The organism is Stieleria maiorica, assembly GCF_008035925.1.
GTDB classification, from domain to species: domain Bacteria; phylum Planctomycetota; class Planctomycetia; order Pirellulales; family Pirellulaceae; genus Stieleria; species Stieleria maiorica.
In genome coordinates this window covers 4618340-4642495 of sequence record NZ_CP036264.1, presented here as the reverse complement: position 1 = coordinate 4642495, position 24156 = coordinate 4618340, and the positions used below count along the sequence as shown (strand labels likewise).

14 protein-coding genes and 1 tRNA gene are annotated in these 24156 nt (G+C 59.0%); 9 read left to right on the top strand and 6 right to left on the bottom strand.

Annotated features, from left to right (window positions below; all coding sequences use genetic code 11):
- Nucleotides 1-68: 68 nt before the first annotated feature.
- The 7 genes from gltB (at nt 69) to Mal15_RS15685 (ending at nt 11997) form a co-directional block, all read left to right on the top strand.
- Nucleotides 69-4664, top strand: coding sequence for a glutamate synthase large subunit (gene gltB, locus Mal15_RS15715; protein WP_233903479.1), 4596 nt, complete (start codon nt 69-71; stop codon nt 4662-4664).
- Between the two features lie 65 nt (nt 4665-4729).
- Entirely contained in the window at nt 4730-6232 is a 1503-nt protein-coding gene (locus tag Mal15_RS15710) for a glutamate synthase subunit beta (protein ID WP_147868642.1), read from the top strand.
- Nucleotides 6233-6436: 204 nt separating this feature from the next.
- A complete protein-coding gene (locus Mal15_RS15705) occupies nt 6437-7315 on the top strand; it encodes a sugar phosphate isomerase/epimerase family protein (protein WP_147868641.1) in 879 nt (292 codons plus the stop codon).
- A 304-nt stretch (nt 7316-7619) separates the two neighbouring features.
- Entirely contained in the window at nt 7620-7985 is a 366-nt protein-coding gene (locus tag Mal15_RS15700) for a PilZ domain-containing protein (protein ID WP_147868640.1), read from the top strand.
- Nucleotides 7986-8031: 46 nt separating this feature from the next.
- Nucleotides 8032-9342 (top strand): homoserine dehydrogenase, encoded by a 1311-nt coding sequence (locus Mal15_RS15695; RefSeq protein WP_147868639.1) that lies wholly within the window; start codon nt 8032-8034, stop codon nt 9340-9342.
- Between the two features lie 130 nt (nt 9343-9472).
- A complete protein-coding gene (locus tag Mal15_RS15690; RefSeq protein ID WP_147868638.1) occupies nt 9473-10525 on the top strand; it encodes a type II secretion system F family protein in 1053 nt (350 codons plus the stop codon).
- Nucleotides 10526-10533: 8 nt separating this feature from the next.
- The gene (locus Mal15_RS15685) at nt 10534-11997 is read left to right on the top strand and encodes a GspE/PulE family protein (protein WP_233903478.1); all 1464 of its coding nucleotides are present in this window, start codon (nt 10534-10536) and stop codon (nt 11995-11997) included.
- Nucleotides 11998-12377: 380 nt separating this feature from the next.
- Here the strand turns inward: Mal15_RS15685 and dapA are convergent, their stop codons facing one another.
- The 6 genes from dapA to Mal15_RS15645 all read right to left on the bottom strand — a co-directional run bounded on the left by dapA (nt 12378) and on the right by Mal15_RS15645 (nt 21707).
- Complete coding sequence (gene dapA, locus Mal15_RS15680; RefSeq protein ID WP_147868637.1) at nt 12378-13283, bottom strand: 4-hydroxy-tetrahydrodipicolinate synthase; 906 nt, start codon at nt 13281-13283, stop codon at nt 12378-12380.
- 14 nt (nt 13284-13297) lie between these two features.
- On the bottom strand, nt 13298-15856 hold the full coding sequence (locus Mal15_RS15675) for a hypothetical protein (RefSeq protein ID WP_147868636.1): 2559 nt from the start codon (nt 15854-15856) through the stop codon (nt 13298-13300).
- Nucleotides 15853-16779 carry an ABC transporter ATP-binding protein gene (locus Mal15_RS15670; RefSeq protein ID WP_147868635.1) on the bottom strand — a complete coding sequence of 309 codons (927 nt, stop codon included), beginning with the start codon at nt 16777-16779 and terminating at the stop codon, nt 15853-15855. Before Mal15_RS15670 ends, Mal15_RS15675 begins: the two co-directional genes overlap by 4 nt.
- Complete coding sequence (locus tag Mal15_RS15665; protein WP_147868634.1) at nt 16776-19196, bottom strand: hypothetical protein; 2421 nt, start codon at nt 19194-19196, stop codon at nt 16776-16778. The genes Mal15_RS15670 and Mal15_RS15665 overlap by 4 nt, the downstream gene beginning before the upstream one ends.
- A gap of 216 nt (nt 19197-19412) precedes the next feature.
- Complete coding sequence (locus Mal15_RS34105; RefSeq protein ID WP_167546844.1) at nt 19413-21272, bottom strand: DUF4129 domain-containing protein; 1860 nt, start codon at nt 21270-21272, stop codon at nt 19413-19415.
- Nucleotides 21273-21467: 195 nt separating this feature from the next.
- Nucleotides 21468-21707 (bottom strand): DUF4339 domain-containing protein, encoded by a 240-nt coding sequence (locus Mal15_RS15645; protein ID WP_233903477.1) that lies wholly within the window; start codon nt 21705-21707, stop codon nt 21468-21470.
- Between the two features lie 301 nt (nt 21708-22008).
- Between Mal15_RS15645 and Mal15_RS15640 the strand changes: the two genes are divergently transcribed.
- Nucleotides 22009-22082: transfer RNA gene (locus Mal15_RS15640), tRNA-Glu, on the top strand.
- A 335-nt stretch (nt 22083-22417) separates the two neighbouring features.
- Nucleotides 22418-24148 carry a hypothetical protein gene (locus tag Mal15_RS15635; protein ID WP_147868631.1) on the top strand — a complete coding sequence of 577 codons (1731 nt, stop codon included), beginning with the start codon at nt 22418-22420 and terminating at the stop codon, nt 24146-24148.
- Nucleotides 24149-24156 lie beyond the last annotated feature (8 nt).

Below are 24156 nucleotides of genomic sequence, written 5' to 3'. Positions count from 1 at the left end.
TCATATCGCTCACGATCCGCACGGCAATGCGGATCACCGCCACACACGAAACGAAAGCTTCCACTCCGATGACATCAACGAAAGAAATCGAGATGCGTGATCCACTGTTTCACCTGCCCGAGAAGCAAGGGCTGTACGATCCCGAACACGAAAAGGATGCGTGTGGTGTCGGATTCATCGCTCACATCAAGGGCGTTCCGAGTCACCAGAACGTGCTCGATGCCGACGAAATTCTGCGCGCGATGGATCACCGCGGAGCGTGCGGCTGCGAACCCAACACGGGTGACGGCTGTGGCATGATGTGTGGACTTCCACACAAGTTTCTTGCCAAAGTGGCCAAGGAAGACTTGGGTGTCGACCTGCCCGAACCGGGACGGTTCAGCGCCGGATTGGTCTTCTTGCCCCAGGACGCCGACGAACGTGCCGAGTGCAAAAAGACGATCGAGCAATTGATTGCGGATCGAGGCCAGGTCCTGTACGGCTGGCGTGACGTGCATCAGGCGACGGACTTTGCTGATGTCGGTCCCACGGCACGTGCCGCCGAACCGGTGATCGAACAGTTGTTCGTCGGCGCCGCCGACGGGCTGAAAGGGGAAGCCTTCGAACGTGAGCTCTACATCATTCGCAAGCGTGCCAGCCATCTGTTGCGAGGCAGCAAGACGCTCAAACAAGCACTGATGTTCTACATCTGCTCGCTGAGCACCAAGGTGATCATTTACAAAGGGATGCTGACGCCGGCGCAGCTCCTTCCCTACTATCCCGACCTTCGCGACCCGGATTTCGAAACGCACCTGGCAATGGTGCACAGTCGGTTTTCGACCAACACCTTTCCCAGTTGGGACCGCGCCCAGCCGTTGCGATTCATGAGCCACAACGGGGAAATCAACACTCTGCGCGGCAACCGCAACTGGATGCAGGCCCGCCAGGGCATGGCCGAAAGCAAGTTGTTCGGCGACGAATTGAAAAAGCTGTTTCCGGTCGTCGAACCCGATTGCAGCGACTCGGGGACCTTCGATAACGTGCTCGAATTCTTGCTGATGAATGGGCGCACGTTGCAGGAAGCCATCATGATGATGGTCCCCGAAGCGTGGCAAAAACACGATTCGATGAGTGACGACAAGCGAGCGTTCTACGAGTACTTCTCGTGCCTGATGGAGCCGTGGGACGGCCCGGCATCGATCGCCTTTACCGACGGCAAATACATCGGCGCGACGCTGGACCGCAACGGATTGCGCCCGAGCCGATATTATGTGACGCACGACGACCGCGTGATCATGGCCAGCGAGGTCGGTGTGCTGCCGGTCGATCCGGCGATCGTTAAAGAGAAGGGGCGTTTGCAGCCCGGAAAGATGTTCCTGATCGACTTCGAACAAGGACGTTTGATCCCCGATGAAGAATTGAAATCGAATTTTGCCAAAGCCATGCCGTACGGCGATTGGCTCCGCCAAGAACGGATCCGGCTGGCGGACCTGCATCCCGAAGCGGAACCGCACGGATTCGACAGCGACACCCTGCTGCATCGCATGCAGGCGTTCGGGTACACCAGCGAAACGATGAATTTCATGTTGCGTCCGCTGGTCCGTGACCTGCGTGACCCGGTCGGATCGATGGGCAACGACAGCGCTTTGGCGTGTCTGTCGGACAAGCCGCGGATGATCTATGACTACTTCAAACAACTGTTCGCACAGGTCACCAATCCGGCGATCGATTCGATCCGCGAAGAAGTGATCATGTCGCTGGAGTGCTACATCGGCCCCGAGCAGAACCTGTTGGACGCGACGCCGGCGCACTGCCACCGCTTGTTGGTCGAGCATCCGATTTTGACCAACGAAGAACTTGCGGCGCTGTCGCACATCAACCACGAAGGCTGGCACAGCCGTGTGATCGACATCACGTTCGACCGCAGCGAAGGCAAGGCGGGGCTGCAAGCGACGCTGGACCGGATCTCGGCCGAAGCCGAAGCCGCGGCGGATGCCGGCATTCAAATTGTCGTCCTCAGCGACCGAAAGATCGCCCCCAATCGCGTCCCCGTCAGTGCGTTGCTGGCGACCGGTGCGGTCCACCACCACCTGGTCAAACAAGCCAAGCGGACACAGATCGGTCTGGTCGTCGAAACCGGCGAAGCCCGCGAAGTCCACCACCACTGTCTGTTGATCGGTTACGGTGCCGATGCGATCAATCCGTACCTGGCCTTCGAGGCGCTGTGGCAGGCTCGTCGCGACGCATTGATGGACCCGTCGTTGGACGACGACAAGATCGTCGCCAGCTACCGCAAGGGCGTCGCCAAGGGCATGCTGAAGGTGATGGCCAAGATGGGGATCAGCACGCTGCAAAGCTACAAGGGTGCCCAAATCTTCGAAGCCTTGGGGCTCAAGGACGAAGTCATCGACAAGTGCTTCGTCGGTACCGCCAGTCGAATTCAAGGCGTCTCGTTTGACGTGATCGCCGAAGAAACGCTGCGACGTCACGCCCTCGGCTATCCGGCACGACGGAGCGACAACTTACCGACGCTTCCCAATTTGGGTGAGTTCCACTGGCGAGCCGAAGGCGAAAAGCACGCTTGGTCGCCCGATGCGATCGCAAACCTGCAAGTCGCCGCGCGGTCCAAGAGCGAAGACGCCTATTGGAAGTTTGCCGACAAGATCAATTCGGACAATCGCACCCGATGCACGCTCCGCGGCCTGTTGCGGTTCAAGGAAACCGGGAACTCGATTCCGCTGGATGAGGTGCAACCGGCCTCCGAGATCGTCAAACGGTTCTGCACCGGGGCGATGAGCTTTGGAAGCATCAGCGCCGAATCGCACGAGACGTTGGCGATCGCGATGAACCGATTGGGCGGGAAAAGCAACACCGGCGAAGGCGGTGAAGACCCCATCCGTTTCCAACCGTTGGAGAACGGCGATTCGAAGCGATCGGCGATCAAACAGGTCGCGTCGGGGCGCTTCGGCGTCACGATCGAGTACCTGACCAACGCGGATGAGATCCAGATCAAGATTTCGCAGGGAGCCAAGCCGGGTGAAGGCGGCGAGTTGCCGGGGAAAAAGGTCGACAATAACATCGCACGGATCCGCTACAGCACGCCGGGTGTGGGACTGATCAGCCCGCCGCCGCACCACGACATCTATTCGATCGAAGACCTGGCGCAACTGATTCACGATTTAAAGAACGCCAATCGTGCCGCCCGGATCAGCGTCAAATTGGTGTCCGAAGTCGGCGTCGGCGTGATCGCCAGCGGCGTTGCCAAGGCGTTCGCCGATCACATCCTGATCTCCGGTGACACCGGTGGAACGGGGGCGTCGCCGTTGACCAGTATCAAGCACGCCGGGTTGCCGTGGGAGCTGGGAATCGCCGAGACCCACCAGGTGTTGGTGCTGAACAACCTTCGCAGCCGTGTGGTGTTGCAGACCGACGGCGGCCTGAAGACCGGTCGTGATGTCGTAATCGCCGCGCTGTTAGGTGCCGAAGAGTTCGGTTTCTCGACCGCGCCGCTGATCACGCTCGGTTGCATCATGATGCGAAAGTGTCACCTGAACACCTGCCCGGTCGGAATCGCGACCCAGGACCCGTACCTGCGTGAAAAATTCACCGGCAAACCCGAACACGTGGTCAACTACTTGTTCATGGTCGCCGAAGAAGCTCGCGGTATCATGGCGCAGCTCGGCTTCCGCACGATCGACGAGATGGTCGGCCGTAGCGACGTGCTGCACACCGACGACGCCATCAAACATTGGAAAGCGGACGGTTTGGATTTGACCGCGATTCTGCGAGTCGCCGCGAAACCGCATCCGGATGTCAAAGTGATTTGCAGCCAAGCCCAAGACCATGGACTGGAAAAGTCGCTGGACTTGACCACGCTGTTGGATCAGGCACGCGACACGATCAGAACCAAAGAACCGATTGTGATCGAGTCGCCGATCGTCAACATCAACCGGACCGTGGGAACGATACTGAGCAACGAGGTTGCCAAGGTGTACGGTCAGATCGGTTTGCCAGACGATACGATTCGGCTTCAGTTGACCGGTTCGGCCGGGCAGAGCTTGGGAGCGTTTTTGGCGCACGGCATCACGATCGACCTGGAAGGCGACGCGAATGATTACGTCGGCAAAGGGCTAAGCGGCGGCCGGATCATCGTCTATCCGCCCAAACAGAGTAGTTTCAAGTCGCAGGACAACATTTTGGTCGGCAACGTCTGCTTGTACGGTGCGACGGGAGGTGAAGCATTTTTCCGTGGCCGGGCGGCCGAGCGGTTCTGCGTTCGCAACAGCGGTGCAAGGACGGTCGTCGAAGGTGTCGGCGATCACGGTTGTGAATACATGACCGGCGGCCGCGTCGTGATTCTGGGCGAAACCGGTCGCAACTTTGCCGCCGGAATGTCGGGCGGGATCGCCTATGTCTGGGACCGAAACGGCGACTTCAACATGAAGTGCAATTTGGCATTGGTGGAACTGGAACGCATCGAAGATGCCGACGAGGAAGCCGAGATCAAAGAGCTGATCACCCGTCACAAGCAATACACCGGCAGCGAAGTCGCCGCCGAGGCGCTTGAGGATTGGGAGACGTTCCGTTCGCAATGCGTCAAAGTCATGCCCGTGGATTACAAACGCGTGCTGTTGGCACAAAAAGAACAGGCCGCTCTGGCCGGCGAATCAAGCCCCGTCGCGTAAGCATCACGCGTGCGGCAACCGAATCAAATCCGATACATTTCAAACGATAGACGAAGAGTAGACTGATGGGAAAGGCAACCGGGTTCAAAGAGTTCGACCGTAAAAAAGTTCCGTGGCGATTGCCGGTCGTCCGACTGAACGATTACGACGAAATCTACACCGAACACAAGATCGACCACCTGCGTGAACAAGGCGCGCGTTGCATGGATTGCGGGGTGCCGTTTTGCCAGTCAAGCTCGGGCTGTCCGATCGATAATTTGATTCCCGAGTGGAACGATCTGGTCTACAACAATCGTTGGAAGGAAGCGATTGAGCGACTGCACAAGACGAACAACTTCCCCGAGTTCACCGGACGCACCTGTCCCGCACCGTGCGAAGGATCGTGCGTCCTGGGCATCAATCATCCGCCGGTGACGATCAAGAATATCGAAAACGCGATCGTCGATCGGGCCTGGGAAGAAGGTTGGATCGTCCCCGAACCGCCCGAAAGCCGAACCGGAAAATCGGTCGCGATCGTTGGCAGCGGGCCGGCCGGCTTGACCGCCGCCGACCAATTGAACAAGGCGGGCCACAGCGTGACTGTTTATGAACGAGCCAATCGCATCGGCGGGTTGCTGCAGTACGGCATCCCGAACATGAAGCTGTCCAAGGAAGCCGTCCAGCGCCGCGTCGACAAGATGACCGCCGAAGGGATCAAGTTTGTCACCAACGCGAATGTCGGCGTCGACTTGGACCCCAAGGAGTTGGTCAACGAGAACGACGCGGTCCTGTTGGCCTGTGGTGCGACCAAGCCTCGCGATCTGCCGATCCCGAATCGCGACGCCAAGGGAGTCCATTTTGCGATGGAATTCTTGACCGCCAACACGCGGCAGAGCGTCCACGGCGAGACGCTCGGTGACGGGTTCATCAGCGCCGAAGGGAAAGATGTCATCGTGATCGGCGGCGGTGACACAGGGACCGACTGCATCGCGACCAGTTTGCGGCACGGCTGCCGAAGCCTTGTTAATTTTGAGCTGTTGCCCAAACCGCCTGCCGACCGTGCCCCGGATAATCCTTGGCCGGAATGGCCGCGCATCTTCCGTGTCGATTACGGTCACGAAGAAGCCGAAGCGAAATTCGGTCGCGACCCGCGCGAGTATCAAATCCTGAGCAAGGAATTTGTGGTCGACGCGAAAGGCGAATTGTCGGGCATCAAGACCGTCGAGGTCGAATGGACCAAAGATGAAGCCGGGAAGTGGCAGATGGCGGAAGTTGAAGGTTCCGAGAAACAGTGGCCCGCTCAGTTGATCCTGCTGTCGATGGGATTTTTGGGGCCGGAGCAGTACGTCCCCGAATCGCTGGGCCTGGAAACCGATCCACGAAGCAACTTCAAGGCCGAGCATGGCGAATTTGCGACGAGCATCGACAAGGTCTTTGCCGCAGGAGACTGTCGCCGCGGCCAAAGTTTGGTCGTTTGGGCGATCAACGAGGGCCGTGGTGCCGCACGGTCGATCGACATTTTCCTGCAAGGCGAGAGCAACTTGCCTGCCCCAGGGGTGACCATGGGGACGGCGATGCAAGTCGGCTAGCGGCGAAAGATTTATCAAATCCGTGCGAGGAGCTGCATAACACCTCTTCGCATTCGGAACAACACGTCTCGGGCCTCGTGTGTTTTTGCACGGGGCCCGACGCTTGCGCGAATCGGCGGTTATCATGGTTGCTGCAAAGCCGTCCTTCCCCATCGCGGTGACAGCACCGGTTTCTTTTCCTCACCCCAACCATCGACCACGACCATGAAACGACGTCAATTCATTGCGACCGGCGCCGCACTGACCGCCGCTCTCGCTCGGCCCAACTGGCTAAACGCCCTGGAGCCGGATAACCGATACCGCAAGGAAATCGGAATCCAGCTCTACACGCTGCGAAACGAGATCGCCGCGGACGTCGCCGGCACGCTGAAGGCGGTTGCCGATGCGGGGTACAAGCAAGTCGAACCGTACGGGTTTCCCGGTGCCGACGCGATGATTCGGGAAGCTAAGGCCAATGGGATGGCGGTGAACTCGTCGCACATCAACACCGACGGGATCCTGAAACCGGATCAAAAAGGTGTCCAGCCGTTTGAGGAGTTGCTGGACAAGGCCAATGAGTTCGGGCTGACCCACGTCGTCGTGCCCTATTTGGGGGCCGAGCTGCGTGGTTCGCTGGACCAATACAAAAAGGTCGCCGAGCAATGCAACGTTGCGGCCGAAAAAGCGAAACGTGCCGGAATTCAGTTGGCCTATCACAACCATGCGTTCGAGTTCAAACCGCTTGAGGGTGATCGCTGTGGCTATGACGTGTTCATCGAAGAGTTCTCGGAGGACATGAAGTTCGAAATCGATGTCTTCTGGGTCGCCGTCGGTGGTCACGATGCGGCGGAATGGATCCGAAAGCTCTCCGGTCGAGTGACCCAATTGCACCTGAAAGACCTCGACCGCAGCGTTTCGCCACCTCAGTACGACGGAATCCCTAAACAGGCGTTCAAAGAGTTGGGCAACGGTGTGATCCCGATGGAACCGATTCTTGCCGCTGCCGCCGAGGCGGGGGTGGAACACTGTCATGTCGAACAAGACCATTCACCGCACCCGGTCCAGAGCATTCGGCAGAGCGCGGCCTATCTGCGTTCTTTGTAGACCGGTCGGCGGGATCGTCACGATCGGTCGCCTTCACTCTTCCGTTCGGGGGGCGATTTACTGACCTAGGCGTGCTGCTATGAACGTGCGGATCGAACCCCTGGATCGAGATTGGTCGGTTTCTTAAAGATTCGACCGCAAATCCGTTTGCACGTCCCTAGAACGCCCCGCAGGCTTGCGAGACAGGGTTCGCGTCGGCAGACCACGTCTGTCCCGCATTCCCGACTGACCGTCATCCCTCGTCCTCGTTTAGTGACGCGATCCGTCCGCGTCACCCGCTGATCAGCGCAGGAGCCTGCCCAACATGTTGCGTCTTTCCGGTACCGCACCGAACATGGATGTCGAGAACGCCGTTCGAGATCTTCTCGAGGAAGACGCGTTTTACGATCGCATTGAGAATCGGTCGGCGCACCGCGAACACCTGGTCCGGCCGGTGACGATGCAGATCCGGGGTTCCAGCGAGACAATTCTGTCATTTTCGCGAGGTGTCTCCGCGGCCGGCATCGGGTTGATCACCGATGTGGAGATCCCCGAGCGATCCACGGCGGTGTTGACGATCGAGTCGCTCAAGGGAGGCCCGGTCAAGGTGCTGGCCCAGTGCCGTTGGTGTCGTCCTTTCGGTGCGAACTGGAAGATCTCGGGCTGGCAATTCATCAACATTCATCGCTAGGGCCCCGTCTCGTTCAAATCGGGTTTGGCGGTTAACATCTGGCGTCATGGAAAAGACAAATATCGCCATTGTTGGCCTGGGAACTGTTGGTAGCGGCGTCGCGCGTTTGTTGCTCGATCACGGAGACCGCACGGCGCGGCACGCCGGTCGGACGTTGTGGTTGCGAAAAGCCGTCGCGAGGGACTTGACCAAAGCGGCCGCGCGGATCGACCTGCCCGAAGGGGTGTTGACCGATTCGATCGATGAAGTGGTCGATGACCCGGAAATCACGGTCGTGGCCCAGTTGATCGGCGGGCTGGAACCGGCGCGATCGATCATGCTGCGGTTATTGGAGTCCGGCAAAGACATTGTGACGGCGAACAAGGCGCTGCTGGCCGAGCACGGGCCGGAACTATTTGATCGGGCAAGACAATTGGGGCGCAGCATCGCGTTCGAAGCCTCGGTTGCCGGCGGAATCCCGATCATCGCCAACATCAGCCAGTGCTTGTCGGCCAATCAGTTGCAATCCCTGGAAGGAATTCTGAACGGGACCAGCAACTTCATCGTGAGCCAAATGGATGAATTCGGGTCGAATTACCAGGAAGTCGTCAAAAAGGCCCAAGATTTAGGGTATGCCGAAGCGGACCCGACGATGGACGTCGACGGGACCGATGCGGCGCAAAAATTGGCGATCCTGGCCCACTTGGCTTTCGGTGCGGCCGTCGATTGGAATGATATCCCGAAGGTCGGAATCGACGGCCTGGATCCGGTCGATTTGCGTTACGCCAAAGAGCTCGGCTATCGGATCAAATTGTTGGCGGTTGCCAATCTGACCGATGACGGTCTGGAGTTGTCGGTTTCGCCGACCTTGTTGAAGATCGGGACACCTTTGGCGGAGGTCCGAAACGCGTTCAACGCGATCCGGGCGGTCGGCGATGCCGTCGGTCCGGTTTTCTTTCACGGTCTGGGCGCCGGGCAAATGCCAACTGCGTCGGCTGTCGTTGCGGATTTGATTGACACGGCGGTCGGACGGACGAAACTGACGTTTCAGACGTTGGAATACTTTTCCAGCGATAGTCCCCCCCGCGCCATCCTGCGCGATGCCGACACATTGCGAGGCCGCTTTTATCTGAGGCTGCATGTCGCCAATCATCCCGGCACGCTGGCATCGATCGCCAACGTGTTGGCCAAACATTCGATTTCCATCGCATCGGTGATCCAGCATGAATCGGAAGCTTCTGGTGCCGATTTGGAACTGGTCCCGTTGGTGATCATGACGCACGAAGCCAGTGAGGGGGCCGCCAAGCTGGCGACTGCGGAAATCGAAGCGTTGCCGTCTGTCGAAGGCGCCGTCACGCGTTTCCGCGTCAAGGATTGACCGCGCGCGGCCGCATTTCATCAAACCACTGCCATTCCTTCGCAGCTTCTTTACGGGATGGCGTGACCCAATTGCTATCCTTCCGATTCGGTGATCAGCTCGATGGATCTTGAAACGGAAAGGAAGGCTCGTGCTCGCCCCACGCATCAAACACCAGACGCTCAGCACACTGTGCGAACGTGTCGGAATCTCATTTGAAGTCGGATTGGACCCGCACCGCGTCTTCGATCGGGAGGCGGAGAACCATGGCAATCGCTACGGAAAACGGATGCGGTCGGTTGCCGATCACGTCCGCCAAGGTGGATCGCTCGCCGACGCGGTAAAAGCGCAAGGCAACTACTTTCCCGATCACTTTGCACAGATGATCGAGGCCGGGGAACGCACCGGTCGACTGGATCGTGTCTTGGATCGGCTATCGGGTTACTACCAACAGATGGCGGAGTTTCGAAAGGTTTTCTTTAGCTCCATCCTTTGGCCGGTGATCCAGTTGGTGATTGCCGTGATCGTGATCGGACTGATGATCTACCTGCCGTCGGTGATGGTGCCGACGGATTCGGATGCGCAGACCGACCTGCTTGGATTCGGTCTAGTAGGCGTCTCCGGGCTGATTCAATACGGGATGATCGTCGGATCGGTTTGTCTAGTCGGGGCCGTGATCGCCGCGCTGGCCAATCGTGGGCATCTCACGTTCCTGTTGGACTGGTTCGCGCGGATTCCTCGGCTCGGTCGACTCGTTCGGGTCTTCGCCGAAGCCCGTTTCGTGCAAACACTTTCGTTGGCGATCGATTCCGGGATCGACGCCTGGTCGGCGGTCGACATGGCCTTCCAAAGTGCCGGAACGCCGCAGTTCCGAAGCAAGGCAGAATCGGCCAAAACCGCGATCCTGCAAGGTCGCGACATGCACAGTGTCTTGAGCGATACAGGTTTGTTCCAGAAAGAAACGCTGGAAGTGGTGGAGCTTGGCGAAGCATCCGGACGCCTTTCCGAAACGCTGGACAAACACTTTCGGCAACTCAAGAGCCAGGTGAAGTCTTCGATGGCGACGATCACCTATTTCTCTTCCGCATTGATTTGGGCCATCATTGCGGCAGTTTTGATTCTGATCATCTTCCGTGTCTTTTCGTTGTACATCAACAATCTCGGTGACGCTGCGACGCGGGCCATTGAGAACCGCGAATTCTAGGATGCCCGATGAGAATTTTTGATTGGTCGCGTCGCGACCGCAGTGACGCGGTACCGAGACAAAATCGAGGTGCTTCGTCTTCTGCCGAAGCGGCGGACGCAGGGATGCGCTCGGATTGCGCCCTGACAAGCGAACTGGAAAGTGTGTCCTGTCAATTTGCCGGATCGTTGTCTGAACATGGAACGTCCGACGGGATTTTGAAACCCGGACGCAACGGCCACGGTGACGCCGATCGTTCACCGCAACGGCATGACACGGTTGATCTTGAACGCCAGCGCGCCGCGATCGTCGGGCGGATCCGGCACTTAAGTCCGACGACCGACGCCTACGCCACCGAATTCGTGGAGCGTTTGTTGGAATTTGCCGGACGCGTCAGAACCAGCGACGTTCATTTTCAACCCACGCTCGGTGGGCTGGTCGTTCGATTCCGCAATGACGGCGTGCTGCACCTGTTGGGCGAGTTTCCCAGCGGGGCGAGTTCGTCGATCGTTTCGCGGCTGAAAGTCCTGTCGAATTTGTTGACCTATCGAAGCGACATTCCACAAGAGGGTCGGTTGCAATCCCCGGGGGATTCCACGGAGATCCGTGTCAGCACCTATCCGACGCTTCACGGAGAACGCGCCGTCCTGCGTTTCTTCGGGCACGGCAACCAGTACCGTCACCTTAACGATCTCGGGCATACACCCGAGGTCACCGAAAGTTTGATAGATTGCCTCGCCGAAACCAGCGGCGCGCTGCTGATTTGCGGGCCCGCCGGGAGCGGAAAATCGACCACGCTGTATGCCTCGCTGCGGCACCTGGTCCGCACGACCGGCGGCGCCCGCAACCTGATGTCGTTGGAAGACCCGATCGAAGTCCCGATCGAGGGTGTCTCGCAAAGCCAAGTCAACCAAGGTGCGGGGTTTGACCTGCACGTCGGATTGCGATCGCTGTTGCGCCAGGATCCTGAAGTCATCATGATCGGTGAGATCCGGGACCCGGTGACGGCTGAGATTGCGATCCAGGCCAGTTTGACCGGTCAATTGATGCTGACCAGTTTTCATGCCGATAGCGCCGTCACCGCGGTCAGCCGGTTGTTGGACATGGGGATCGAACCCTACCTGTTGCGCAGCGGCGTGATCGGTGTGTGCTGCCAACGTCTGCTGCGGAAACTGTGTCACTGCTCCGAGGAAAGCCATGACGGGAACGATTTTTATGGACTTCCCATCGATTGGTGCAGGACTCCAGCCGGCTGTGAGGCCTGCGGTCAGAGCGGTTACCAAGGCAGGATGATCGTCAGCGAATTCCTTTCGTTGCGCGACGCCGGGTTGGCCGGTGCGGTGCTGGACACCAAAGATTCACGCCAGACCTACCGGATTGCCGTTGAACATGGCATGAAGTCGCTGTGGGAACGAGCGACCGAATTGGTCCGCGAAGGGACGACCAGCCCCGCCGAAGTGCGACGTGTGCTGGGCGTTGCCATGCGCATCTGAGTGCAAACCAGGCTGGGCAAAATCGTTCGATTCGTCCGCGTTTTCGTTCGTAGGATTTTGGCGTTTTCGATTCCGCAAAACCCTGTTCGGATCAGCCGTTTGGCGCCAGCCTACGGGCCTCCATCGACGCTGGGGCCTCCATCGACGCTGGGGCCTCCATCGACGCTGGGCCCTCATCGACACTGGGGCCCGAACGCTTGCGCGAATCGGCTGATGTCACTCGTGTTTCGTCGCCCGATGGCTGCTGGGAATTGACCATCCATCGCGGAATGATCTCGTTTGAATTCTGCACTACCGCAGAATCCAGATTCTGCGGAGTCCGGAAACGGGGAGAAGAACCACGCTTTGGCGAGCGTCGCTACGTTGACATGTCGGCTCGTTCAAACTGCCGCTGCGCTGGCCAAACCATATGCCAGAATGGTTTGTTGCAGTTGCTGCTCGCCGACTTCGTCCAGCGGCGTCATCGGCAGTCTCAATTCACCCGAGTCGCGTCCGACCATTCGCATGGCCGCTTTGACAGGGATCGGATTGGTCGCCAGACCCAACATGTTGGAGCACAGGGCAAACAATTGGTGGTGCATTTTTTGCGCCTGGTCAAAATCACCGCTGGCGGCGGCCTGGACCAATTTGATCATGTCGCCCGGGACAAGGTTGCCGACGACCGAGACGACGCCCTCGGCACCGACACTCATCATCGGCAGCGTCAGCGAGTCGTCACCGGACAGTACCGTCAGGTCGGTGGTCCCGACGATTGCCGAGCACTGATCCAGCTTCCCCGTCGCTTCCTTGACCATCGTGATTCCCGGCAGTTCCGCCAGACGCTGGATCGTCGAGACTTCGATCTCTTTTCCGGTTCGCCCCGGGATGTTGTAGACGCAAACCGGAATGTCGACTGCCTCGGCGACCGCTTTGAAGTGCTGGTACATCCCCTCCTGGGTCGGCTTGTTGTAATAGGGGGCGACCTGCAGCGTCGCATCGGCACCTTCATTGGCGGCCCGCTTGGTCAATCGCAGTGCTTCGGCAGTGCTATTGCTGCCCGTGCCGGCCATCACTTTGGCACGTCCGGCGACGCACTGGATGGTTTCGGCGATCACCCGCTCGTGCTCGTCGTGAGTCAACGTCGGAGACTCGCCGGTCGTGCCGACCGGAACGATGCAGCGTGCGCCCGCTTCGATTTGGAATTCGATTTGTTGTTTCAACCGGTCGTAGTCGACCTCACCGTCGGCAAAGGGCGTGATGATGGCGACCGATAGTCCGGCGAAATCAGATCCACGACGCTGGGTCATTGGGGGTCCCTGGGTTATTGATGATTGCGGTTCGATGGGCGAAACGAGCGCAGAAGCCTACCGCGGATCAGGAAAAACACAATTCCCCGGACCGTTGGGTTGACGAATTGGTTCGGCAATCGAGCCAAAATCCCCAACAGAATGGCTGACAGAATGGTCGCAAAAATCGCCGCCCTTTTCCACCAGGGGCGATATTCAAACGAAACGATCCATTTTCCGGCGGGGACCGCCACCGCCTGATTCAGGTGGCTACTGCGGAAAACCGACCGCGATCGCGACGGACCACCATCCAGGGGCGTCAATCGAGCGTTCCAATTGCCGTCCTGATAGACACAGCGTTCCAGCAGACAGGTCGCGTTGCATTCCACCACGATCGCTCCCTCGGTCGTCCGGCGGACCCTCGCGGTTCGCCCCGGATCCGCAGACGGTGGCGCGATCGCGACGTGTGGCAGGGGGACTCGGCCGCCGTCCCTGTTTCCGTCGGCTAGACTGTCTTCATCAATCCGCCCGAATTCGCCGATGAACTCACGCAGCGGTTTTTCCGGCATCCACCGAGTGAATACTCGAACGCGGTCCACCGGTTCGGTCGTTTTGCGGTCCACCGCGACCAGCGTCATCCCGCCGGCTGCCGTTGAGGCTTTGCCGTCGACGTGCGACACCGCGCCGATGGCCAGCCATTGCCGGATCTGGCGCCAAAACACTCGGCGCTGCTCGAAATCCAGGTCGCCAAGATGTTGATTGCAAGCCGACCAAAACTCGCGATAACTGCGACTCTTGATGCTGACCATGCTGTTGAACACCGCTTGTCGATGCACCAAGTGCCAGCGACCGAACCATGCCATCCGCTCGCTCGCAGCTACCTCCAAGGCACGCTCATCGGAGTGGGATTGGCGCCAGCGCTGTGGCCACATCCCGCGCTGCGTCCGCAACACACGCGTCTTCGGAATCGGCGGCGGACTTGCCTGGTGCGATAATTGACGTTCTTGGGAGATGTTCACCGTGGGCAATAACGTCGACGCGGCGGCGACCGAGTCGATCGCGATCAGGATCGCCCAGGCGCATGCCAACGATGCGACGCCAAATCGTTCCCTAATGGGCACGGCGAACCATCGCAATCCGATCAACGGCAGCAAGATCGCGACGGTCCACAAACAAGACCTCCGGACGATGACCAATCCGCCCGTGACATCCAATCGGCCCCAATACTCGTCGATGGGAAGCTCGTTCGGGGCGATCGGATACCAACGCGCCCAATGGTCGATCGCCAGGTGTGCACCAACGACCGCGATCACAAACGCTGCCAACAGCGCGGTCGCGACGCGTCCTTCGATCCTATCTCGTTCGGTCGCGATCCACTGGGCCGCAACCATGGAACCGGCGATCGCAAAGATGGGCAGCCATTTCACCGGGTATCGAAACGAACTGTAGCCAGGGATCAAATTGCAAAGCATCCAAAACGGGCCGCCGATCGCACTCTCGCTGTGCTGCAGCACTCCGGGGATCTGTTGTAGAAACCAGACAACGCCGAAATGCCCGAAACAGATCAACAGACCAATCAGCGCGACCGCAAACCAGGGTTCCGCGAAATACTCCCGTGGTCGAACCAGACGACAAAGCAGGGCAAAACCAACGACCAGTCCCGCATAAATCGACGGCGTCCACATCCGACCTTCGCCGGGAATCAGATTTGCGACCCGTCGGTGGACCGGAAACAGATCGCCGAACGGCCGAGGCGAAAGCACTTCGATCGCGTGCCAGGGAGCGAGAGAAAAATCGTAAATCTCGCTGCGCGGTCCCGCGTCCGGAGCCCGCACGCTTTGTCGGCTCCAATCCAGTGAAGCAGCGATTTGGATCGAACTGACGCCGACTGCCAGGACACAGGCAACGAAACTGACAATGACCGAACGGAACCACTCGCATCGCATCCAGGAGTGGCCCGATCGCTTCGCCTGTTTTAGCTGCCCCCGGGTCGATAGCAGTGCGATTGCAACGACCGTGATCACGCAGTGCAAAGCTGATTGTGGGTCGCCGCCGAGCACCATCATCGACAGGGCTGTTGCGGCGATCACGACCCGCCGGCGAATCGCGGTGGCGGACAAGCAAGCGCCCAGCGCGAGCGGGATCCACGCGGCACCGACCAGAAACGGCGGGTTGCAACTCAACGCAAAAACGCTTCCCGACAGAGGATAGACGATCGCCGCGACCACCGCCCCCAGACGACTGCAGCCGATCGTCTTTGCCATCCATGCCGCCCCTGCCGAGGCAAGCATCAGGTGCACGACCAGATACAGATTCATCAACCACTCGTTGGTCAGCGGCAGTGAATACACCACGTATCGCACGGGATACAGGACCGCGGTGGACGCTTCACCGATCAACGGCAGCCCGGTGTGATCGAGCGGATTCCAAAACGGCAACCACTCGCCGGCTGTCCGCTCGGACACGTAATCATACAGCGGCAAATAGAAATGATTGACGTCGCGAAACGCAATACGATCTCCCAGAAACATCGGCCAGATCGATCCCAGAATGACGGCTGCGACAAACGCGACCGTCGCCAATCGTTGAATCACGTCACCAGACCCTTGGTCACGGTCATAAAGACGTCCTCCAGCGTCGGGGCGCGATCGTTGAACGAACGCAACCGAACGCCTTCGGCGATCATCGTTTCCATCAACGTCGCCAACCCCTCGTCGTCGGTTTCCAGTTCGGCGACGATGCAGGTCGGTTCCTGTTCGATCGATCGCAGCGCGGGGCTGCTGCGCAGAATCGACATCCCGGCTTCTTTCCCGGCAACGAATTGGATCTCGACGTGCCGGTTGCGTCGAATCTGGCGATAAACGGTTCCGATGGGGCCACTCATCAACAACTGTCCGCGTTCGATGATTCCGATCGACGTGCAGCAATCGGCCAGTTCGGTCAGGATATGGCTGCTGATCAGAATCGTTTTGCCCATCCGTCGCAATTCCTTCAGCAGCTCTTTCACCTCCACCCGAGCCCGCGGATCCAGACCGCTGGCGGGTTCATCCAAGATCAACACCGGCGGGTCATGCACCAAGGTCTTTGCCAGACACAGTCGTTGCTTCATTCCACGCGAGAGTCCGTTGACGAAATCGTCACGTTTGTGCGTCAGATCCAACAGCTCCAGCACGTTGTCGATGATCTGTTTTCGGTCTTTGCGGCCGATACGGTAGGCGACGGCAAAGAAATCCAAAAACTCCCAGACCCGCATTCCGTCGTAAACACCGAAGTTATCGGGCATGTAGCCGACCGCCTGACGCACGCCGACCGGATCGGCCATCACGTCACATCCGGCGACTTCGCCCCGGCCTCGAGTGGCCCGCAGCAGTGTGGCCAGAAAACGGATCGTGGTGCTCTTGCCGGCCCCGTTGGGACCGATGAAACCGAACGTTTCCCCGGCTTCGATGTGCAGGTTCAATTCCTGCACCGCCGTGAACTCTCCGTAATCCTTTCCGAATCCGGTCAACGTGATCATTGGGCTGTGGTCTCTGTCTGCGGCGTCGTGCTGTCTGTCGAATCGCTGTCTGTCGAATCGCTGCGGTTCACCCGGCGGAAGTCGCTGACGAGGTTTTTGTCGGCAACCGGTTCGCGAAGATCGGCATGATGGAGGTGCATGATGACGATGGTCTGCGCCGATTGTTGACTTGCCGTCGGCGAAATCTCCATGCCCGGTAGAGAACCGTCGATCCGCGCGACCAGGCGACTTGTCCCGTTGGGGATCACTTCGGACCGAGCCAGACGAGCGATCAGATCGTCGCTGTGCATCGGTAAATCGTCGGCGATGGTGACGCGATCGGACTTGCGAAACTCAACCGTCTTGGTCTGATCGCGAACGAGTGTCCCCACGACGGCGACTTCGGTCTGGCCGTCGTCGTTCTTTCGGATTAAGAAGGCGTCCATGAACTCGACATCTGCATCGCTGGTGAGCGTGCGATCGCCATCGAACTGGATCACGCCGCCTAGATCGACCATCTGTTCGGCATGGACGTACCGCATTCGGTTGCTGTTGACGGCAAAATCGGCCAGTGAGGGACCTTCTTCGAACGAGGTGCGGATGACCGGCTCGATCGACGTGTTCGGATCCGGTTCGGCGTCCAGTGGCGCGGCGATGCCGTCGACCGTGCGGAACTGCAATTCGTAACGGCTGGAAAGCGAATTGTAGATCCCGATCATGCGAGTCAGGTGTGCCCGCGGATACCCCGCGTGCCCTTCCAGAATCGACAGTTCGGTGGTGCTGCGTGCAAACCCGATGTCCAAACGCGCCTGTCGGGCGGCGAAGATCGCGCCGATCACCGCGATCAACGGAACCGCGAACCATGCGTATTCCAGCCGGTTCATCAGGCGAAACACGAGATAGTTCAGCGGCACCAACACGATCAAATAAATCGCCAGCGAGCGAATCACCAACGAAGAGCCTGGGATTTCGATGCCTGCTTCGCGAGTCAATTGTTCTTGCAACATCTTGTTCGCATCGCTGGTGTCGTTCCAAGCGGAAATCCCCGTGACCGCATCGACTCGTGAAAACCGGTCAAAGGGGCTGTTGCTCTTTTGCGCCTCGTCATCGCTCCGGGCCAGCAGGCTGTCGCGCGTCGCGATACGAAACCCGGTATTGACCGCGGCATCGGATCGCAGCGATGTGCCTTGAAAAAACAGTCGTAAATCGTTCGCATTGTAGCCCTGCTCTGCCAACTCTTGTTGGCTGACGTCACCGTGGTCCGGAGCGACGTATTCGCGCGGCGGGCGATTCAGAATCACACTGTTGACAAAGCTATCGTATGAATCCCAAGCCTCGACCCAATTGTCGGTCAAATCGAATCGTGGCTGGACGACGATGCCGCGTCCGATCCGCCGCGACAGGACCAATGACGCGGTGTCGATCACGGCGGTCGCGTCGGGATTCAATCGCCCGTCGATCGCAATGTGGCTGCTTTCCGATCGAATCAGTTCGACTTGTTTTTCCAGCGATCGATCGGTCGCGACGGAGTTCCGGGTCAACAGCTCCGCCGCCGCGTCCGGGGACAGTTCGATATTGCTGGTCGGCACCAGCGGCAAGACGTCGGCCAGCGACGTGTTGGCGATTGACTCACTGGCCGCCGGTCCGTTGACGATCAACCGCCCGCCGAATCGAATCCAATCGGCAAGTGCCGTTTGTTGCTGCGGCGTCAATGCGTCCTCGGACAAGTCATCCCAGAAAACCACGGCGGTGCTGGTCAGATCTAACATTGTTTCGGGCAGCGGTAGCAAGTCGCTGGCATCGGGAACGACAACACGGTAGTTCCCGTGTCCGGTGGGATCCTGAATCTCGGATTCGAACGACCGGGTCCAGTTGGCCGTTTGCAGACGTGTGAAGCGTTCCGGTCGCTGGCTCAAGACGACAAAAAAGTACTCGCTGCCCCGCATCACGTTGAACGGCTGACCACCGGTATCCAAGACACCGCCGCTACGCGGGACGAGTTGGCTGGCCAGATTGATACGACGGATCTCAATCGAATTTGGGATCGGGCAGCGGAAACGGAAATCAAATCCCCGCATCTGGCCTTTGGGCAGCACCACCGGACGGATCGAGTCGAGACTTCGAATCGTTCCCGTTTTTTCCATATTCACGTCTCGCAGAATCACCTCCGATCGGCTGGTCAATTCTCCGCGTGTGTCCGCCTTGTTGCTACGGATCGATTGCTCGGCCGTCATCCAGTGCCCGGGTTTGACCGTCCCGATCGATTCGCTTTGATCGGAGGGGAACACGATCGGGGGCTTGGTCGAATAGGCCTCCTCGGGAGCCTTTTCACCTTCGGCAGCATCCGGGTCGGTCGGCGCTGCCGGCGTGCACCCTTCACAACCGACGATCAACGGAACGGTCAACAGGGCCAGTAGCAAAAACGCAGAACGCGGCATTCGGAAAATCGACGTGGGAAAGTGATTGAGTAAACGTATCGGGGAATGCCCCCGTCCGAACCGACGCTAGTGTACGCGATCGGTGCCCCGGCGAGGATTCCCAATGCGGAGATTACGTGGCGCACGTCGATCGAAGGAGAAAGACTTTCTGTTTGGAGGAACGGTTTCGCTTGGGGCGATGGCTTGACAACCGGGAAGCCCCACCCACGGTCGTGCTCACACGCCTGCCGGATCGCGGGACGGGACGTGGGTCATGTGTTTCCAAATCGCGTCGGCTGCATCGAGATCGCTTTGACGGGCCATGCCGCGTCCATAAACGATCCGATCGTAAGCCGATGCTAAACGGATCGTCGCGCCGTCAATCCTTCCGAACAACTCCAGGGCGTCATGACGCTGCTTTGTGGCTCGCCTGATCCGCAATCCAAACTCAGAGAACGTTTCGTCGCGATTGCGTTGAAAGCCGCGCTCGCGCGCCCAAGCCTCGAACGCTTGGCAGGTGATCACCACCACACGACGCGGATCCTTTTCGTGCCCGATCGGATTGCGAAACGATGAAAACGGTCTCAGCGGCACTCCATCAAGCCCCGCCAACCCCCGCGAGTCATCGGCGATCGGATCGTCGGCCCGAGGTCCGAAGAGTGATTGCCACCACAGCGCCAGACGCTCGCGCATTTGATACAGATAAAACGCAATGATCGCGAGAAGCCCGAGGATCAGAAACAACCGAAGCAGACCGCCGATCGCGGGCAGAACATTCGGCAGCGAAGGAATCGAACTGCTGGATGAAGAACTAGAACTGTCGGACGCATCGGAAGTTTCCGCGTTGTCGGCAGATGCCGCGTCGTCCGCCGATTCGGGTTGATCATCGCGCCGTGATTCGTCCTCGCGTCCCTGACGATCCGCTGACGATTCGTAGCGTTCACCCGAAATCGTTTCGTCACCTTCAATCGTGCGTTGGTCGCCTTTGGACGATTCACTCGATTGGGATTGCGTGTCTTGATCGGGTGATTGTTGCTGGCCGGATTGCTGTTGGCCGGATTGCTGTTGGCCGGATTGCTGTTGGCCGGATTGCTGTTGGCCGGATTGCTCGCCTGCCGGCTCTCCGCTGGGTCGATTCTGATTGACTCCGGCCCCCTTTTGGTCCTTTCCCTGTGGAGACGGATCGCGGCTGGTTTCGGCGTCGGCGTCACTCTGCGACTTCTCCGCTGCTTCTTTCCCCCAACCGGCGCTGCTGGCGGTCTTGGGGTCTGTTTTCAGGAACTTTGGCACGGGCAGATTCGCAATCGCGGCTCCCGGCACCGGGGCGAGGAATGCGAGCATCAACAGTGCGGCGATCAGGGCAACGCCGCCGGCCAACCAAGCAACGGTGACATCGCCCGGCATATCGACGTCACGTTGACGGAGATAGCGACGGAGATTCAGGAAGCTGGTGGTCACGAGCAGCGAAAGGCTGGAGAACAGGTACAGCCCCAGCATCAGCTGCGCCCTTGCCCAGACTTGGGGGCGGTCCTGCAGCATGAATTGACCGAGTCCGAACAGGGGCAATGCAGCGAGCGCCAACAGAAACACCGTCCTTCCGGGTTGGTGCGATTTCCGGCGCCGTCTTTCCTTCTCGGACACAGGGGCGTCGTCGGAATCTGTATTGTCGCGGACACGTCGTGACAATCCGCTTGCTTCGTCCAAACCACGATCGATCAACCCTTCTCCGCTGGCATCGACCGATTCATCAATGACGGTGCAATCGTGCACGATCCGGTCGGCGAGATAACCGATCAGCAGGACCAGCCCGAGCGTAAAAAAAACCGAACCGGTGAAGCCGCTCATGACAAACACCATCGCGGCGCCAAGTGCGATCGCGTAGCCTGCCGAATACGCTCGGTCTTCTTCGATCACCAGGCGGGCCAGTGCGACCGATCCCATCGTGTACATCAGGATCAGGTAGTAGATTCGATCCGAAAAATGACCGTCATAGAACAGCGAGACAAAGAAGTTTGCAAGGCTGCTGATCATCAAGAAGATCAACACGGGGCCGACGCCAATGGCGGCATAGTCTGCGGGTTGGGGACGACCGGCCAAACGACTGTCACTCTGGGACGAAGTATCTGGGATCAAGTAAACGACGAGAGCAATTTGCTGGACCCCAATATGGTAGCGGAACTGGCCAGCGGTTGATCGATCTTAGCCCGCCGTGTCTGCAAGCGGTTATGATCCGGTCGGCGCGGATCGAATCCTCGCGTCACGCCACAACGCGTTGCGTTCGGCATCCCCTGGTCATTGCCGAGCCGTTTTTTTGTCTGACTCTTCCGGATGGCTGCGTCGCCAACGCTCCATCGCGGGTCCGACTTTGTTCATCGGGATCCACTTGTTGCGTGTCTTGCTGCTCTGGACAAGTGTTCCGGGATCAATCTGACCTTTGTCAATTCGATTCAACAGGTCGGCTTCGGAGATGGGGCCGATACGTCGAGCCTTACGGATCCAACCGCTCGCCATATAAAACCATTGCGTTGACATCTCGATTGCCACCTTCGGAGAAAAGAATTGGGGTGAAGAGGTAGCCTCACGTGGATGCGGCAGCGTGCGTTGTCTCCCCCTCCTTCTGTCCCACATCAACATCGTCGCCCACTCCACTGAACTACAGTTTAACGTGAGGCAGTGGCACAGTGCGCGCCAATTAATGGGGCGGAAACCGGCAAAAGGCCATTTTTTAGCGATTTGCTGTTGCGGCGGCCGCAATAACACCTCGGCCGGAGGGTTTGCGTGAACCTCCGATGGCAAGGATCTGAGCGACAAGTATATTACACGGCTCGTCAGCGCCCCCTTCGTCTAGTTGGCCTAGGACATCAGGCTTTCCGCCTGGAAACGCTCGTTCAAATCGAGCAGGGGGTATTGCAGATGGACGGCCTGTTGATTTTCGAGGCGCGCGAGCAAGGGGCGATGAGGATCCACTCGCTGCGTTTCGGGCTCGTACTGTCCTGTTCGTTGATCTAGAACGAATTGATCAACAGGCGGTGGAGCGAGCGGGCGATGACCGCGAAATTCGCCAAATTCGGCATCGGCTGTTCCAATTGCTGCCTAATTTTGTTTGACGAGCTTCGTTTTAGCATGGGATAATGACGCGACGCGGAGTAAAAGCAGACTTGCCTTCGGCCGGATGCCCCTCTGCCTGCGCCCCTTTTCTCTTCTCCGACTCCGCCCGTTCAACCCATCACAACGGATTCGTCATGACACGAACTCAACGTCACACCCCCACATTGGTGCAGCTTCGCGTCGTCGCGGCGACGCTTGCAGAGACTGACCAGCGCCACAAACGCCTCGGTTTCGGCGGGTTGGCGTTGTTCATCGTGCTAGCCGCTGCGGCCATGCTGGCGAGCACCGCGTCGGGCCAAGCGGCCAAATACGACGTGCTGCAAGTCGAACAATTGATCGACGAGAACCTGAACACCGTCCAGCGCGAAGCGCGAACGTACGGGACGTCGCGCGATCTGAGCAATTTTCCGGCGAACAAGCTGGCCGTCGTTCAACGCTACTTTCAACAATATGTCCCGGCGAAAATCACGCAGCCCAACGCCACGCACCAAATCAATGACGTGATGGGACACGCGCGTGCGGTCATGGAGAGTGCGGTGCGGTCACAGACACCGGGAGCCGGCAACGTGATGCGCTGGCTGTATGCCGGGCTGAAACCCGTCGCGGAGGGCAACTACCAGCCTGCGGCGCGGATCAATGCGATTCAGTTTATTGCCGGACTAACCCGACCACCGTTACAACGAGGCGGCGTCCCCCGCCCGTATTCGTTCGTCCTGAATGACATGAAGAAGATTTATGACGATGCGAACAACCCGGATGGGGTCCGCGCGGCCGCCTTGCAAGGGATCGAACGCTTTGTCCGTTATTCCGCAGCCGATGATTCGGCGATCGTGGCGGTCAAGGACGAACTGACGCAATCGATGACGCAGCTACTTGAGTCAGATCCGCCCACCGGGCGCGACGAATTGGCACATGCGTTCCTGCAACGTTACGCCGTCAGCATCCTGACCAACCTCAGCACCGACGCGACACTCGGCAAACAACTCGTCAGCATCAGCACCGACGAAGACAACCCGAACTTGATCGCGCTCCACTCGGCCGCGGCGATCGCCCGATTGCCCGGCAAGATGGCCGAAGGCGAAGTGGAGACGAACGAAGTGCTGAAACAATGGGCGAAACGAGTTCTGGCGGCCTACAAGTCCGAACTCGACCGGCTCGGCCAGTTGGAGAAGAACTCGAACACCCGCATCAGCCAGCCACCCGCCCCGGAGACGTTCCTGAAGGAGACGAAAGAAAAGGCGCCGGTCGCTCCAGGGATGCGGGGTGAATCCATGATGGGAATGGATGACATGTACGGGATGGAAATGGATATGGAGATGGAAATGGGCGAAATGGGCGGGATGGAGATGGATAGCATGATGAGCATGATGGGCATGGGAATGCGTCCGATGGCTGCTAAACCTCAGCCCGCTGAAATCGTCGCCAGCCGCAAGAAGCTCAATCACGTCCTGCAACAGGTCTTGCTGGGCGTCACCGGGCAAGGAAAAGTGGTTGAGGATGTCGAATCGTTGCAGGCCAGTAGCGGGCTGTTGGCTTCGACACCGGCCGACGCTCGCGACGCAACCAAGAAATGGCTGACCGCATTGTTCGATCTGACCAGCCAACTGAACGAGCCCACCCTGGACACGCGTCGAAAGTATGTCACCGCGCTCGAAGAACAGGTTGCGACGCTCGAATCGCTCGCTTCGGGAAAGGCCGTCCAGAAACGGGCCACATCGGGCGCGCCCGTGTTCCGCTTCGGAAACCCCTTGGAAGCTGCTGACCCCGGGAACGAAGCCGAGGCTGGACCGCCTGCCGCAGCGCCACCGGCTGCAGCGCCGCCCGCCGCCCCGGCGGATGCCGGCTTGGATTCGTTGCTCAATTGAATCGTTCG

Excerpts from the sequence above, each read along its gene's own strand:
- Mal15_RS15710 (WP_147868642.1), top strand. The coding sequence starts at position 4,730 with ATGGGAAAGGCAACCGGGTTCAAAGAGTTCGACCGTAAAAAAGTTCCG.
- dapA (WP_147868637.1), bottom strand. The coding sequence starts at position 13,283 with ATGACCCAGCGTCGTGGATCTGATTTCGCCGGACTATCGGTCGCCATC.
- Mal15_RS15665 (WP_147868634.1), bottom strand. The coding sequence starts at position 19,196 with ATGCCGCGTTCTGCGTTTTTGCTACTGGCCCTGTTGACCGTTCCGTTG.
- Mal15_RS15700 (WP_147868640.1), top strand. The coding sequence starts at position 7,620 with ATGTTGCGTCTTTCCGGTACCGCACCGAACATGGATGTCGAGAACGCC.
- gltB (WP_233903479.1), top strand. The coding sequence starts at position 69 with ATGACATCAACGAAAGAAATCGAGATGCGTGATCCACTGTTTCACCTG.
- Mal15_RS15695 (WP_147868639.1), top strand. The coding sequence starts at position 8,032 with ATGGAAAAGACAAATATCGCCATTGTTGGCCTGGGAACTGTTGGTAGC.
- Mal15_RS15685 (WP_233903478.1), top strand. The coding sequence starts at position 10,534 with ATGAGAATTTTTGATTGGTCGCGTCGCGACCGCAGTGACGCGGTACCG.
- Mal15_RS15635 (WP_147868631.1), top strand. The coding sequence starts at position 22,418 with ATGACACGAACTCAACGTCACACCCCCACATTGGTGCAGCTTCGCGTC.
- Mal15_RS15705 (WP_147868641.1), top strand. The coding sequence starts at position 6,437 with ATGAAACGACGTCAATTCATTGCGACCGGCGCCGCACTGACCGCCGCT.
- Mal15_RS15670 (WP_147868635.1), bottom strand. The coding sequence starts at position 16,779 with ATGATCACGTTGACCGGATTCGGAAAGGATTACGGAGAGTTCACGGCG.
- Mal15_RS15645 (WP_233903477.1), bottom strand. The coding sequence starts at position 21,707 with ATGTCAACGCAATGGTTTTATATGGCGAGCGGTTGGATCCGTAAGGCT.